We start from the raw sequence: 14,548 nt of genomic DNA, 5'->3' as shown, positions 1-14,548 counted from the left end.
ACCGATGCAAGGGAGCACGATGTGACCTCGATCATGGACAGCACCGTCCGTGCGCAACCGTCGGCCGCCCCACCCGGGCCGTCCGCGCTGCGGCCACCCCGCCGGCTCCTGCCGCCGTCGACGACCCGACGCCAGCAGGCCGTCAGCGGCTGGCTCTTCATCGCGGTGCCGGTGGCGCTCTTCGTGGTCTTCTTCGCCATCCCGATCGTCGCCGCGCTGGTGCTCAGCCTCACCGACTACTCGATCATCGGCGACTTCGGCTTCGTCGGCGTCGAGAACTACACCCGGGTCTTCGGCGACGCCTTCTTCTGGGTCGCGCTGCGCAACACCGCCTACTACACCGCGCTGTACGTCCCGCTCGGCATCGCGGTCGCCCTCGGCTCGGCGCTGCTGCTCAACCGCAACGCCCGCTCCGCCCGGATCTTCCGCACCCTCTTCTACATCCCGGTCGTCTCCAGCTCGGTGGCCACCGCCTCGATCTGGTTCTGGCTGCTCAACCCCACCTACGGCGTGTTCAACGTGGCGCTCGGCTGGTTCGGCATCGACGGCCCGGCGTGGCTGCACGAGTCCACCTGGGCGATGCCGGCCATCGTCGTGATGAGCGTGTGGGCCGGGTTCGGCGCCAACATGGTGATCTTCCTCGGCGGGCTGCAGGGGGTGCCGCGCGACCTCTACGAGGCGGCCCGGATCGACGGCGCGAACGCCTGGCAGCAGTTCCGCCACGTCACCCTGCCCGGCATCTCGCGGGTGATGTTCCTCGTCTCGACGCTGCAGATCATCGGCGCCTTCCAGGTCTTCGACCAGGCCTACATCCTCACCAAGGGCGGCCCGGGCAACTCCACGGTGACCCTCGTCTACTACATCTTCGACCGCGGCTTCGACTCCCTGGAGATGGGTTACGCCTCGGCGCTGAGCTTCGTGCTCTTCCTGATCATCATGGTGTTCTCCTTGATCAACGCCCGGATCAACAGGGTGGGTGAGTGATGACCACCGTCTCGATCGACCCGGCGACCGTCCCCACCCCGCAGCACGCGCCCGCCCCGACCCGCCGTCGTCGTCGCACCCCGCTGCAGCAGGTCGGCCGGGTGGCCTGGTGGATCGGCTGCCTCGCCATCGCCTTCGCCACCGTGATGCCGTTCGTGTGGACGCTCGCCACCTCGCTCAAGCCGGCCGAGGACGTCCTCGGCAGCTACCTGTCGATCATCCCCAGCCGGCCCACGCTGGAGAACTACGTCGCGGTCTTCACCGCCACCCCGTTCGCCGCCTACCTCGGCAACTCCGCCTTCCTGGCGATCGCCGGCACCGTCACCAACCTCTTCTTCGGCGCGCTCGGCGGCTACTCGCTGGCGAAGCTGCGCTACCGGGGCCGGAGGTCGGTGTTCGCCGTCTTCCTCGGCTCGATGATGGTGCCGGGCGTGGTGACGATGGTGCCCACCTTCCTGGTGCTGCGGCACTTCCCGCTGGTCGGCGGCAACGACCTCTTCGGCGACGGCGGCTTCGGCTTCATCAACACCTTCTGGGCGGTCGTGCTGCCCGGGGCGGCCGGCCCGTTCGCGGTCTTCTTCATGAAGCAGTTCTTCCAGTCCCTGCCCGACGAGCTGGGCGAGGCCGCCCGGATCGACGGCGCGGGGGAGTTCCGGATCTTCGCCCAGGTGTACCTCCCGCTGGCCAAGGCCGGGCTGGCGGTGCTCGGGGTGATGACGCTGCAGGGCGGCTGGAACGCCTTCCTGTGGCCGCTGATCGTGCTCAACGACGAACGGATGCTCACCGTGCAGGTGGCGCTGTCGTCCTTCGTCAACGAGCGCACCACCGACTTCGGGCCGCTGATGGCCGGGACCATCCTCACCAGCGTCCCGATGCTCGTGCTCTTCCTCGTCTGCCAGCGCTGGATCATCGAGGGCATCGCCCACATCGGCACGAAGTGACGTCGGCCCAGCTCTGCCCGCACCACCCGTCACGACCCCTCTGCCTCACGACCCCCTCTGCCTCACGACGCTGTGATCGAAAGGACGACACCATGAACCTCTCCCGACGGGCCTTCGGCTCCCTCGCCCTCGGCGCCTCGGCCGCCACCGCGCTGGCCGCCTGCGGCGGACCCGCCTCCTCCGGCGGTGGCGCGGCCGCCGGCGGCGCCCCCACCGGGGAGGTGACCTTCTGGGGCAGCTGGGTCGGTGACCAGGCCAAGCAGATGGAGCAGCTGGCCGAGCTCTTCAACGCCGCCCACCCCGACCTGACCCTGCGCTACGTCGCGCAGGAGGAGATGGAGCAGAAGCTGCTCACCGGCCTGGCCAGCGGGCAGGTGCCCGACGTCGTGCTGTGGGACCGCTTCCAGACCCCGCTCTACGTGCCCAAGGGTGCGCTGGAGCCGATCACCGGCCGGGTCGAGGCCGACGGCGTCGACCTCACCCAGATGTATGACCAGGCCGTGCAGGAGCTGCGGGTCGGCGACGACCTGTACGGGCTGCCGGTGATCGTCGACAACCGCTCGCTGTTCTACAACGTGACGCTGCTCGACGAGGCCGGCGTCGAGCCGCCCACCACCTGGGACGAGCTGCTGGCGGCCGCCGAGGCCACCACCAAGCGCTCCGGTGGTGCGCTCGAGGTGTCCGGTTTCGCCCTCGACGACCCCGGCCTGTTCAGCATCTGGCTGCGCCAGGCCGGCGGCTCGATGATCTCGGGCGAGGCGACGGTCGGCTTCAACTCCCCGGAGGGGCTGGCGGTGCTGCAGTTCTGGCAGCAGCTGATGGACGCCGGCGTCTACGAGCTCGGCTTCGGCCAGGGCGGGGTGCCGTTCGCGGAGGGGAAGGTGGCGATGACCTACACCGGGCCGTGGTCGTTCACCGACTACGACAAGGTGGCCGACCTGTCCTACGGCACCGCCGAGCCGGTCGCCGGGCCCAACGGTGACAAGGCCGCCGGCATGGGCGGCTTCGGCCTGGCCATCCCGGCCGGTGCCGGCAATGCCGACGGCGCCTGGGAGCTGATGCGCTGGTGGTGCGCCGACCCCGCCAACGCGCTGGAGTTCGGCAAGCTGTCGGGGCAGATCCCGGCCAACCGGGACGCCGCCCAGGACGCCTTCTTCACCGAGGACGACAAGTACGAGGCGCTGGTGGCGACCATGGAGTACGCCGAGGTGCGTCCGTCGGTGCCGGGGTACTCCGACATGGAGGGCAAGGCGCTGATCCCCGCCCTGCAGAAGTTCCTGGCCGGCGAGATCGGTGCCGAGCAGGCGCTGGCCGAGGCCGAGACCATGGGCAACCAGATCCTCACCGAGAACCGGAGCTGAGCATGACCGACACCACCACGCTGACCGCGGGGCCGGGCACCGTCGCCGAGTGGGGCGCACGGGCCGACGTCGCCCAGGCCAGCCTCGACCACTGGTACGGCACCGCACCGCCCCAGCGCTGGCACAACAGCCACCCCGCCGGCGACGACTCGGTGTTCAACTACTGGTGGCTGGCCCACGTGGTCGACGTCCGGCTGGACGCCTGGCACCGCACCGGCGACCCGGCCTGGCTGGCCGAGGCCGACGCGGTCAGCGAGAACATCCGCCAGCGCAACGGCGGCGAGCTGTTCAACGACTACTTCGACGACATGCTCTGGTGGGCGCTCGCCCTGCTCCGGCTGCACCGGGCCGGCGGGGAAGCCCGCCACCTGGAGCAGTCGGTGGCGCTGTGGGAGCACGTGGTCGAGCACGGCTGGAACACCACGCACGGGGAGAGCCTGGCCTGGCGCAAGCAGTCGCTGCACTACAAGAACACCCCGGCCAACGGTCCGCTCATCATCCTGTCGGCCCGCCTGCACCAGCTGACCGGCGACCCGCGCCACCTCCCCTACGCCCAGCAGGCGCTCGCCTGGCTCGAGGAGCACCTGGTCGAGCCCGACGGGTTCGTCCATGACGGCGTCAACCGCGAGCAGGACGGCCGGGTCGACGTCGACTGGCGCTACACCTACAACCAGGGCCTCTACGTCGGTGCCCTGCTGGCGGTGGAGCAGGTGACCGGCGACGCCTCGCTGCTGGAGCGGGCCGGCCGGACCGCGCTGACCTCCCTCACCGCGCTCGGCGACGGCGAGGTGTTCGGCGACGAGGGCGACGGCGGCGACGTCGGGCTGTTCAAGGGCATCGCCTACCGCTACTACGGCCTGCTGCTGGACCGGCTGGCGGCGGTGGACGGGGCCGAGGACGTCCGGGAGCGGCTGGCCGGCTTCGTCCGCACCAGCACCGACGCGCTGTGGGCCAGCAGCGTGGTCGACGGCCACCTGCTGCCCGGCACCGACTGGCGGCGTCCGGCCGGGGGCCCGATGCCGTACTCGGCCCTGCTCAGCGCCATCAAGGCCACCGAGCTGCGCGCGCGTCTGGAGGAGGGCCGTCCGGCCGACACCCGCCTCGCCTGAACCCGCCGACGTCCCTGCCGCAGAGCCACGGCGGGGACGTCGTCGCGTTCCGGCCCGGCGGCGTGGGGTTCGGCGGTCAGCTGCGGCGGGTCCGGCGGCGGCGCAGGGCGAGGGTGGAGTCGCCCTCGACCAGCTCGACCGGGAGCTGCTCCTTGGAGATGGCGGTGGGGTCGGCGACCTGCCGCAGCGCCTGGGCGAGGGCCAGCGCGGCGATCCGCTCCTGGTGCTGGCGGGCGTGGGTGTAGCGGAAGCCGCGGACGTCGAAGACCCGGTCGGGGGAGTCGAAGCAGACGATGCTGCGCTCGCCGGGGACGTCCAGCCCGGCCCGTCGGCAGGCCTCGTGCAGCAGCAGCGCGATGTTGTACTCGGTCGCCACGAAGGCCGTCAGGTCGGGGTGGGCGGCCACGAACGCCTCCAGTCCGGCGAGGTCCTCGTGCAGGTCGCCGCCGAGGGCGGGCTGGGTCGAGCGCACCTCGGTGAAGACCGCCGCCTCGTCGTGCGGGACGGCGAAGGTGGCGTGGGCCAGCAGGAAGCCCTGACGCCGCTCGCCCAGCGTGGACACGTGGCTCGAGGCGCTGACGAAGCCGATCGAGCGGTGCCCGAGGCCGAACAGGTGCTCGGTCAGCGCGCGGGCGGCGGCGACGTTGTCCGAGCCCACGGTGGAGACCGGGAACCGCTCCAGCACCCGGTCGACGATGACCAGCGGGAACCGTCCGGTGATCAGCTCCAGCACCGCCGGCGCGACGTACTCCGAGGAGCTCGGCTCCAGGACCAGCGCCTGGATGCCGCTGGCCACCAGCTCGCGGATCAGCTGCTCCTCGGTGTCGGCCTGCCCGTGCGAGCGCCGGGGCACCAGCAGCGCCTGGCCGGCGGCGGCGTCCAGGAGACCGCCGAGCAGATGGGTGCCGAAGGTGTCGTCGAAGTTGGTCAGCACGCAGCCGACCAGCGGCAGCGCCGCCGGCTGCTCGGTGGACGTCCGTGGCTGCGGGCTCGGCGCGGTGACGAAGGTGCCCAGGCGGGGCCGGCGTACGATCATGCCGTCCTGGCGCAGCAGGTCCAGCGCCTTCTTCACGGTGATCGCGCTGACCTCGTGCTGGCGGGCCAGCTCGGTCTCGGTGGGCAGTCGGTCCCCGACCGTGAGACGGCCCTGCTCGATGTCGGTGCGCAGCTGCTCGTAGATCTGGCGGTAGAGGGCGGCCACGGCCTTCGCTCTCGTCGGGGGCGCCCGGCGCCCGGTCCTTCCTTATATTCAATGCCACGCTAGCACGGCGGGCTGGCCCACGGTCCGAGGGCGAGTGTGGCCGGGGCGTCGTCCTGCGGGGTCGGCAACCGACGATCTGACCACACCGGCGCCTGGGCCGGGTGGGGCGGTCAGCGCGGCGCGTCGGGGTCGCGGTCCTGCCACCGCGCCCAGGACTCGGGATGGTCCGGCGGCAGGTCGGGGAACTCCGGCGGGGCGGGCACCGGGTCGGGCAGCGGCGTCCGGGCGGTCGCCCCCTCCAGCACGGTGCGCAGCTCGGCGTCGTCGAGGTGGCCCTCGCGGTGGGCCAGGTCGACGCCGTCGAGCAGCGCCCGGTCTGCCGGCCGGCGGCTCAGCCGGTCCACCGCGCCCGGGTGCTCGGCCGGGACGCTGAGCAGCAGCAGGTCGTCGGTCAGCCGGTGGTGGCGGGTGATCGCGTCGTCGCGGAGCTGGGCGAGGTCGATCCGTGCCGACAGCAGCTCGGCCTGCCGCTGCACCATCAGCCGGGACGGCCAGGGCCCGCCGCGGTAGACGTCCTGCACCGCCTGCACCAGGTGCTGGCGCTCCCGCGGGCCCAGCCCGACCAGCAGGTCGGCGCACCACACCCGCAGGTAGGTCTCCAGCGAGTCGGGCAGCGTCCGGTCGGCCTGGGGGTCGGAGGTGCTCACCGGCTCCAGTGAAGCAGCCCGGACGGTCACCCGCGCGCGGTCGGGGTGCTCAGGTGGTGCCGCGCAGGATGAGCCGCCAGGGCACCGAGATCCGCTCCGGCGGCAGGATGGGGTCGTCGATCCGCGCCAGCAGGTGCTCCACCGCCGGGCGGTAGGCGACGGCGTCGCAGCCGATCGTGCTCAGCGGCGGGCTGACGGCCGTCCCGTCGGGGGTGTTGCCGGCGCCGATGATGCGCAGGTCCTCCGGAACCCGCAGACCGAGGTCGATCGCGGTCCACAGGGTGGCGATCGCACCACGGTCGGAGCTGACCATCAGTGCATCCGGGCGCTCGGCGTCCGGACGGTCGAGCAGGGCCCGCACCGCCTGGTAGGTCTCCAGCGAGGTGAGGCTGGTGCTGGTCCCGCTGAAGGCCAGCTCCACCCGCGCGGGGTCCAGGCCGAGGGCGTCCGCCGCCCGGCGGAAGGAGCGGGTCCGCGGGCTGTCCGCGTCGCCCTCGGTGAGGTAGGCGACCCGGCGCGAGCCGGTGCGCAGCAGGTGGTCGAGGCCCGCCTCGAGCGCGGGGTACTGGTCCTGCACGAGCGCCGCCCACGCGGCGTCGGGGCTCCGCTCGATCCCCTCCGCACCGATCGCCAGCACCGGCACCCCCGAGGCGGCGACCCGGTCGAGCCGGTCGGCGCCGAAGTCGGGCCGGGCGAGCACCACCGCGGCGTCGGCGATCCCGTCGGCCAGCAGGTGCTCGGCGCGGTCGGTGCGGGACACGCTGTGGCCGTACCGCAGCGTCACCACCCCCAGGCCACGGGCCTCGGCGACCTCCTCGACCTGGTTCATCAGCGCCAACCCCCACGGGTTGTACGGCGTGTAGGCCGCGATCGCCACCAGGTCGGTGCGCCGGCGTTGCAGCACCCGGCCGGCGCGCTGCGGGCGGTAGTGCAGCTGCTCCATCGCCGCCCGCACCCGCGCCGTCACCTCCGGCGTGGCGGCGGACCGGCGGTCGCGGCGGCCGCTGGCCACGTAGGAGACCGTGGCGACCGACACGCCGGCGAGCTCGGCCACGTCGCGCTGGGTCGCCGGACGTCCGGCGGTCCGCGGGCGCGGCTCGTCGACGGTCACCGGTCGGCCGCCGCTCGTCGCACACCCGGACCCTAGCCGTCCGACCCTCTTGACAGAAGCCCGGACCGGACGACAGGTTAGGCGCATAACCACTCAGGCGAAGGAGCCGAACCGTGGACCTGCCGCGTCGCACCACACTGTCCCGCCGCACCCTGCTGGGAGCCGGCGCCCTCGGCGGGGCGCTGCTCGCCACGGGCTGCCAGATCGACACCGGCACCGGGACGCCCGAGGGCCCGGCCCCGGCCGACCAGATCAGCTTCCCCGACTACCCCGGCACGCCCACCGGCGACGTCACCTTCCGCTGGGTCGACAGCGGCGACCTCAAGTCGGTCTTCATCGAGGCGGTGCTGGACGCCTACACCGCCAAGCACCCCAACGTCACCACCAGCTACGACGGCGGCGGCTGGGAGCAGGTCGCCCAGGTCGTCCCGCTCGGCATCCGCAACGGCAGCGCCCACGACGTCTTCGCGCTCCCGCTGGAGCAGCCGGCGCAGGTGGCGATCAATGAGGGCTGGGTGCGCCCCCTGGATGACATCGTCCCCGACTTCGAGACCTGGAAGGCAGCCTTCCCCGCCACCACGTTCATCCCAGGCGTGCACGTCTTCGACGGCAAGACCTACACCTTCCCGCTCAACTCGGTGCGCCGGCTGGACCGGATGCTGTTCTTCGACACCGAGGTGATGTCGGCCGCCGGCTACGACGACCCCGTGGCGCAGATCCGTACCTGGGACGACATGCGGGCCGCGGCCAGGGCGGTGACCGAGACCGGCCCAGCGGGGTTGATGGCTGGTGGGGACAACCTCAGCAACCTCGTCTCCTTCCTGGCCATGTCGGCGGGGTGGCGGGCCCCGGCCAGCGGGATGGACATGTCCACCGGGGAGTACATCTTCGACGCCGAGGAGATGGTGCAGGCGGTCGAGCTGCTGCAGTCGATGGTGGCCGACGGGTCGGTCGTGCCCGGCTTCCTCACCCTGAACGAGAAGGACGCCCGCGCCCAGATGCCGAGCGGGGTGGCGGGGATGATCCTCAACGGGCCGTGGGACATCCCGGCCTGGCAGCGGGCGGCCCCGGACTGGTCGTACGCGATGGCGACCATGCCGAGCCCCGACGGCGCGGAGTTCGTGGTGCCCTACCAGGAGACCGGCGCCAACTCGACCTGGGTCTACGCCGACACCCCGAACCCCGAGGTCGCCGGGCAGCTGGCCGCCTACATGGGCTCGGTGGCGGGACAGGCGGCGATGGTGGCGCTCTCCGGCGGCAACCTGGTCTCCACGATCGAGCAGGCCAACACCGACGCCGACCAGCCCGGGCTGCTGGATGAGAACGCCCGCCGGGCTGCCGACCTCGCGCGCCAGGTGATGCGTGCGGTGCCCCAGGTGCAGCTGCGCAACCCCGATGCCGGCATGGTGCAGCTGGAGGTCCAGCCGGTGCAGCCGGGCCTGTCGCAGGTCCTGCAGGGCGTCTTCAGCGGCGAGCTGACCGATGTCAGTGGTGAGCTCGGCCGGTACAACGCGGCGATGAACGCCGCGCTCGACGACGCCATCGCGGCGGCCGCGGCCAAGGGCTCGACGGTCACCCGTGAGGACTACGTCTTCGAGAACTGGGACCCGACCCGCGACTACACCGCCGCCGACTACGAGGCGCTCGGCTGATGCCCGCCGCGACCGCGGGGAGACGCCGGTGAGTGCGACGACGCCTGCGCTGCAGCGCCGGGTGCAGACCCGGGTGGGCGGCTGGTACGAGCGCAGCACCACCCGCTGGTGCTACCTGTTCCTGCTGCCGGCCCTGGTGCTGACGGCGATGTTCTCCTTCTACCCGATGGTGATGTCGTGGGTGTACTCCACGATGGACTGGTCCGGCTTCTCCGACGACATGTCCTTCGTCGGGCTGGCCAACTACGCCGAGCTCGTCCGTGACCGCTTCTTCTGGGACTCCTTCGGCCGCTCGGCTGTGTTCGTGCTGGTCGGGACGCCGGTGCGGGTGGGGCTGGCGCTGCTGCTGGCGATCGTGCTCAACCGGCAGGTGCTGCGGCTGTCGGTCGCGTTCCGCACGATGTTCTTCCTGCCGGTGATGGCCTCGGCCTCGATCATCGGCGTGGTGATGACCTTCGTGCTGAGCCCCAGCAACGGACCGGTCAACGCCGTCCTCGCCGGTAGCGGGGTGGTGGACGCCCCGGTCGGGTTCCTCTCCGACCCCGACCTGGCGCTGTGGACCGCGCTGGTGGTGCACGGCTGGAAGAACTTCGGCACCACGATGATCTACTGGCTCGCCGCGCTGCAGACGGTGCCCGAGGAGTACTACGAGGCGGCCCGGCTGGACGGGGCGGGGGCGTGGGCGCTGATGCGCCACATCACCCTGCCGATCCTGGTGCCGTTCGCGGTGATCATCATCGTGCTCACCGCCAAGGAGAACCTGCACGCCTTCGCGATCGTCCAGGCGATGACGCAGGGCGGTCCCTACTTCCGCAGCGAGGTGATCGAGATCTACATCTTCCGGACGGCCTTCGCCCCCGACGGCGGCGCGCTCCCCCGGCTGGGCTACGCCTCGGCGGCGGGCTGCTTCTTCGGCACCGCGACCCTGCTCCTCGCACTCGCGCAGTTCTGGGCCGTCCGCCGGATGGGCGGCCGCGGCCGCACCGGCACCCCGGCGGTGGACGCCGGCGCTCCGGCAGGAGCACCCCGGTGACCGCGCTGGACGTCCGCCCGCCCCGGACCGAGGACGCACCGCGCCCGCGTCGGGCGCGTCCGAAGCCGGCCCGGGCCCGCTTCTCCCGGCGGGAGCGGATCTGGGCGGTGGGGATGACCGTGGTGCTGGTGCCGCTGGCCCTGGCCTGGGTCTACCCCTTCGTCTGGACGCTGACCTCCTCGGTGAAGAGCAACCAGGAGATCTTCGGCTCGGTCAACCCGTTCACGTCGGTGCTGCGGATCGGCAACTACGCCGCCGCCTGGGAGCAGGCCGAGATCGGGCGCTACTTCCTCAACACGGTGTTCGTCACCGGCTTCTCCATCCTCATCGCCGTCACCACCTCGGCGCTGATGGGCTACGTGCTCGGCCGCTACCGGTTCGTCGGCAAGAAGGTGATCATCGGCGTCTTCGCGCTGGTGGTCTTCCTGCCCGAGGGCTACACGATCATCCCCATCTACGACCTGATCGAGCGGATCGGGCTGAGCGGGTCGCTGTGGGGCGTCACGCTGGCCGAGGCCGGCGGGGTCAGCATCATCAGCGTGCTGCTCTTCGCCGGGTTCTTCGGCCAGCTGCCCAAGGAGCTGGAGGAGTCGGCCCGGGTCGACGGGGCGGGGTTCCTGCGGATCTTCGCCACGGTCTACCTGCCGCTGGCCAAGCCGGTGACCGCCACCGCGGTGATCCTGCAGTTCATGCACTCCTGGAACGACTTCCTGCTGCCCCTGGTGCTGACGCTGACCCGGCCCGACCTGCGGACGCTGTCGGTCGGCATCTACGCCCTGCGCGACGAGTACTTCAGCGACTGGGGGGTGATGACGGCGGCGTCCACGCTGGCCCTGCTGCCGATCATCGTGCTGTTCCTCTTCCTGCAGCGCTACTTCGTCGAGAGCATCGCCGGGGCGGTGAAGGGGTGAGCGGGGCGGGCCCACCCGGCCCCTCGAACCCGCCGACCACCACCCCCGACCGAGGAGCCACGCCCGTGCCCGTCGACCCGCCTCCCACCGCCGACCCCACTGCGCCGGCCCGCGTCGGCCCCGCCCCCGGCGACCCCGAACCCGTCGCCACCGCCGGACCGGCCGGAGGCCCGCCGCTGCTCATCAGCCGGGCCGCCGGACCCCGCCGGCGCCCGGCCAGCCGTCCCAATGTGCTGGTCATCTGCGTCGACCAGTGGCGCGGTGACGCGCTGTCGGCGGCCGGGCACCCGGTGGTGAAGACCCCGCACCTGGACGAGCTGGCCGGGCAGGGCACCCGCTTCTCCCGCGCCTACTCCGCCACCCCGACCTGCGTGCCGGCCCGGGTGGCGATGTTCACCGGGCAGTCCCAGGAACGGCACGGGCGGACCGGCTACCGTGACGGCGTCCCGTTCCACCTGGCCCACCCGGTGACCATGCAGTCGACGCTGCGCGAGGCCGGCTACCAGACCCAGGCCGTCGGCAAGATGCACGTCTACCCCGAGCGGTCGCGCTGCGGGTTCGACGACGTCCGGCTGCACGACGGCTTCCTGCACTTCGGACGCCGCTACGGCGGGCGGCACCTGGAGGCCCACGACGACTACCTGCGCTGGCTGCGCCGCCAGCCCGAGGTGGGCGCCGGGGGTGACTACTTCGACGACGGCGTCGGCTGCAACTCGATGGTGGCCATCCCCTGGAACCGGCCCGAGCACCTGCACCCCACCAACTGGGTGGTGCAGGAGACGCTGGACTTCCTCGACCGCCGCGACCCCACCGCGCCGTTCTTCGCCTGGGTCTCCTTCCACCGCCCGCACGCCCCGTTCAACCCGCCGCAGTGGGCCTTCGACCAGTACTGGCACGGGCCGCGGGTGCAGCCCCCGGTGGGGGACTGGATCGGGGAGTTCGAGGAGTTCCGCCGCGACGGCTACCACCAGACCGTGATGGGACGGCTCGACCCCGAGAGCCACCACCGGGCGATGAGCGGCTACTACGGCAACATCAGCCACATCGACCTGCAGATCAACCGGCTGATGGAGGGGCTGGCCGACCACGAGCTGTTCGAGGAGACGTCGATCGTGTTCGTCTCCGACCACGGCGAGATGATGGGAGACCACGACATGTACCGCAAGAGCGTGGGCTACGAGGGCAGCGCGCACGTGCCCTTCGTCGTCCGGCCGGCGCCCGCGTTCTTCCCCGACGTCCCCCGGGGGCAGGTGGTCGACGACGTCACCGAGCTGCGCGACCTGATGCCGACCGTGCTCGAGATGGCAGGGGTGGAGGTGCCCGCGACGGTGGACGGCCGGAGCCTGCTGCCGCACGTGCGCGGTGAGCGGCCGGGGTGGCGCTCGGAGATCCACGGCGAGCACACCCACTTCGAGCAGTCCCTGCAGTGGGTCACCGACGGGCGGCGGAAGTACCTGTGGGCCTCCGCACGCGGTGTCGAGCAGTTCTTCGACCTCGAGACCGACCCGCACGAGCTGCACGACCTCTCCACCGACCCGTCCCGGGCCGCCGAGGTGGCCGACTGGCGCGCCCGGCTGGTCGGCTACCTGGAGGGGCGCGAGGAGGGGTTCGTGGCCGACGGGGAGCTGGTCACCGGCCGACCGGTGCGCACCGAGGCGTCCTGGGTGAGCGAGCTGGCGGTCCGGTGAGCGCGTCCGGGCCCGCGCGGCCGAACGTGCTGCTGGTGGTCTCCGACGACCACGGCTACGGCGACCTGGGCCACCTCGGGCACGACGCGGCCGTCCGCACCCCGCAGCTGGACCGGTTGGCCGCCTCCGGGGTGAGCTGCCCCGAGGCCTACGTCACCGCCCCGATCTGCAGCCCCTCGCGGGCGGCCATGATGTCGGGACGCTACCCGCAGCGGTGGGGTGCGACCTGGTTCGACAACTCCGCCTTCGACCCGGATGGGCCGTCACTGGCGGAGCGGGTGCGGGAGCTGGGCTACCGGACCAGCTACTTCGGCAAGGTGCACTACGGCCACGAACGCCGAGGCGACCGGGCCTGCCCGCCGCAGCACGGGTTCGAGCAGACGTTCTACGGGTTGGCCGGGCAGCAGCAGGGCCGGCTCAACTACCTGCGCCACTCCTCCGCCGCGGTCGAGGAGTACGGGCCGGAGGCGTCCTGGCGGATGGGGGTGCAGCCGATGCTCGAGGGTGATGAGGAGGTCGAGCTCGAGGGGTTCCTCACCGCGGAGCTCGGCCGCCGGGCTCGCGACTTCGTGGCCGCCGACGACGGACGTCCCTTCTTCGCGGTGGTGGCGTTCAACGCGGTGCACAACTTCTGCTGGCAGCTGCCGGCCGAGGAGCTGCGGCGTCGCGGACTGCCGGCGCGGGGCGACTGGGACGAGGGCACCGGCGGCTACGCCGACTGGTACGACGGCGCGATCAGCCCGAACCTGGAGCACGGGCGCGGGTACTACCTGGCGCAGCTGGAGCTGATGGACGCCGAGGTCGGGAGGCTGCTGGACCAGCTCGAGGCGTCGGGGCTGGCCGAGGACACCGTGGTGGTCTACCTCACCGACAACGGCGGCTCACCCTGCAACTACGGCGACAACACCCCGCTGTCGGGCTCGAAGTACACGCTCGCCGAGGGCGGGGTCCGGGTGCCCTTCCTGGCGCGGTGGCCGGCCGCCGGCTGGTCGGGCGGGACGGAGCGGACCGGCCTGGTGAGCGCGCTCGACCTGGTGCCCACCCTGGTCGCGGCCGCCGGTGGGCAGGTAGAGGACGCCGATGGGGCCGACCTGGCCCCGCTGCTGCGCGACGGCACCGCGCCGGACCGGGCGTTGCACTGGGACTGCGGGTTCCAGTGGGCGGTGCGCTGCGGCGACCTCAAGTTGCGGTGGGTCGACGGCGACAGCCCCGAGGCGCGGGGGATCCGACAGGTCGAGCACGCCGACCCCGGCCACGGCTTCATACTGCACGACGTGGCCGCCGACCCGGGCGAGCGCATCGACCTCGCCGCCGGACGCCCCGACGAGGTGGCCCGGCTGATCGAGGTGCACCAGCGCTGGCGCGAGTCCATCGGCTACCACGTCGCCGCACCGCGGGGCCGCCACGGCTGACGACCGACGACCGCGTCGAGTGGGCGGTCGTTGCGCCGTCGCGGGGCAGGGCCGCGACGAGTGCTGCGAGTGGGTGGTCGTTGTCGTCGCGGGGGCAGAGCCGCGACGAGTGCTACGAGTGGGCGGCCCTTGGGCTCGGCTGAGGACGCCAGCCCGATGAGTGCTGCGAGTGGGCGCTCCTCGCGCTCTCCCGCCGACGCGAGCGGACGTGCGTGGTGGGCCCGACCCCAGCGCCCTGAGCCTGTCGAAGGGCGGGTTCGGCTCGCGTGTCGACGAGCTCAGCGCGTCGTGGGGCCTGTCCCGCGGCGAGAGTGCGGCCACGAGGGCAGGCGGCGCCGAGGAGCGCGTCGAGTGGGCAGTCGTCCCGTAGCGACGGGGTGCGCCGCCGCGAGGGGTGCCGCGAGTGGGCGTTCGTCCCGCCTCGACGCTGGCGCGGGC

12 protein-coding genes are annotated in these 14,548 nt (G+C 72.3%); 9 read left to right on the top strand and 3 right to left on the bottom strand.

Annotated elements, in window-relative coordinates:
- Window positions 1–21: 21 nt before the first annotated feature.
- The 4 genes from DT076_RS05950 to DT076_RS05935 all read left to right on the top strand — a co-directional run bounded on the left by DT076_RS05950 (window position 22) and on the right by DT076_RS05935 (window position 4,395).
- Window positions 22–984 (top strand): carbohydrate ABC transporter permease, encoded by a 963-nt coding sequence (locus DT076_RS05950; protein WP_199538998.1) that lies wholly within the window; start codon window positions 22–24, stop codon window positions 982–984.
- On the top strand, window positions 984–1,925 hold the full coding sequence (locus tag DT076_RS05945; RefSeq protein ID WP_114125755.1) for a carbohydrate ABC transporter permease: 942 nt from the start codon (window positions 984–986) through the stop codon (window positions 1,923–1,925). The genes DT076_RS05950 and DT076_RS05945 overlap by 1 nt, the downstream gene beginning before the upstream one ends.
- 92 nt (window positions 1,926–2,017) lie before the next feature.
- On the top strand, window positions 2,018–3,286 hold the full coding sequence (locus tag DT076_RS05940) for an ABC transporter substrate-binding protein (protein ID WP_114125754.1): 1,269 nt from the start codon (window positions 2,018–2,020) through the stop codon (window positions 3,284–3,286).
- Window positions 3,287–3,288: 2 nt separating this feature from the next.
- On the top strand, window positions 3,289–4,395 hold the full coding sequence (locus DT076_RS05935; protein ID WP_114125753.1) for a glycoside hydrolase family 76 protein: 1,107 nt from the start codon (window positions 3,289–3,291) through the stop codon (window positions 4,393–4,395).
- Window positions 4,396–4,471: 76 nt separating this feature from the next.
- Here DT076_RS05935 and DT076_RS05930 read toward each other — a convergent pair whose 3' ends face one another.
- The 3 genes from DT076_RS05930 to DT076_RS05920 form a co-directional block, all read right to left on the bottom strand.
- Window positions 4,472–5,596: a GntR family transcriptional regulator gene (locus DT076_RS05930; protein WP_114125752.1), complete on the bottom strand. Its 1,125-nt coding sequence runs from the start codon at window positions 5,594–5,596 to the stop codon at window positions 4,472–4,474.
- Between the two features lie 170 nt (window positions 5,597–5,766).
- Entirely contained in the window at window positions 5,767–6,303 is a 537-nt protein-coding gene (locus DT076_RS05925; RefSeq protein WP_114125751.1) for a hypothetical protein, read from the bottom strand.
- 49 nt (window positions 6,304–6,352) lie between these two features.
- On the bottom strand, window positions 6,353–7,414 hold the full coding sequence (locus DT076_RS05920; RefSeq protein WP_158548056.1) for a LacI family DNA-binding transcriptional regulator: 1,062 nt from the start codon (window positions 7,412–7,414) through the stop codon (window positions 6,353–6,355).
- Window positions 7,415–7,527: 113 nt separating this feature from the next.
- Between DT076_RS05920 and DT076_RS05915 the strand changes: the two genes are divergently transcribed.
- From DT076_RS05915 to DT076_RS05895, 5 genes are all read left to right on the top strand, one after another.
- Window positions 7,528–9,066, top strand: coding sequence for an ABC transporter substrate-binding protein (locus DT076_RS05915; protein ID WP_114125749.1), 1,539 nt, complete (start codon window positions 7,528–7,530; stop codon window positions 9,064–9,066).
- A gap of 28 nt (window positions 9,067–9,094) precedes the next feature.
- Window positions 9,095–10,099 carry a carbohydrate ABC transporter permease gene (locus tag DT076_RS05910; RefSeq protein WP_147264072.1) on the top strand — a complete coding sequence of 335 codons (1,005 nt, stop codon included), beginning with the start codon at window positions 9,095–9,097 and terminating at the stop codon, window positions 10,097–10,099.
- Window positions 10,096–11,010, top strand: coding sequence for a carbohydrate ABC transporter permease (locus tag DT076_RS05905; protein WP_233493694.1), 915 nt, complete (start codon window positions 10,096–10,098; stop codon window positions 11,008–11,010). Before DT076_RS05910 ends, DT076_RS05905 begins: the two co-directional genes overlap by 4 nt.
- A 65-nt stretch (window positions 11,011–11,075) precedes the next feature.
- Window positions 11,076–12,698: an arylsulfatase gene (locus tag DT076_RS05900; protein WP_233493692.1), complete on the top strand. Its 1,623-nt coding sequence runs from the start codon at window positions 11,076–11,078 to the stop codon at window positions 12,696–12,698.
- The gene (locus DT076_RS05895; protein ID WP_114125747.1) at window positions 12,695–14,110 is read left to right on the top strand and encodes a sulfatase family protein; all 1,416 of its coding nucleotides are present in this window, start codon (window positions 12,695–12,697) and stop codon (window positions 14,108–14,110) included. Before DT076_RS05900 ends, DT076_RS05895 begins: the two co-directional genes overlap by 4 nt.
- The last annotated feature ends 438 nt before the right edge of the window (window positions 14,111–14,548 follow it).

The organism is Desertihabitans brevis (assembly GCF_003327535.1).
Taxonomy (GTDB): Bacteria; Actinomycetota; Actinomycetes; order Propionibacteriales; family Propionibacteriaceae; genus Desertihabitans; species Desertihabitans brevis.
This window is presented reverse-complemented; position numbering and strand designations above follow the sequence as displayed.

Excerpts from the sequence above, each read along its gene's own strand:
- DT076_RS05935 (WP_114125753.1), top strand. The coding sequence starts at position 3,289 with ATGACCGACACCACCACGCTGACCGCGGGGCCGGGCACCGTCGCCGAG.
- DT076_RS05945 (WP_114125755.1), top strand. The coding sequence starts at position 984 with ATGACCACCGTCTCGATCGACCCGGCGACCGTCCCCACCCCGCAGCAC.
- DT076_RS05940 (WP_114125754.1), top strand. The coding sequence starts at position 2,018 with ATGAACCTCTCCCGACGGGCCTTCGGCTCCCTCGCCCTCGGCGCCTCG.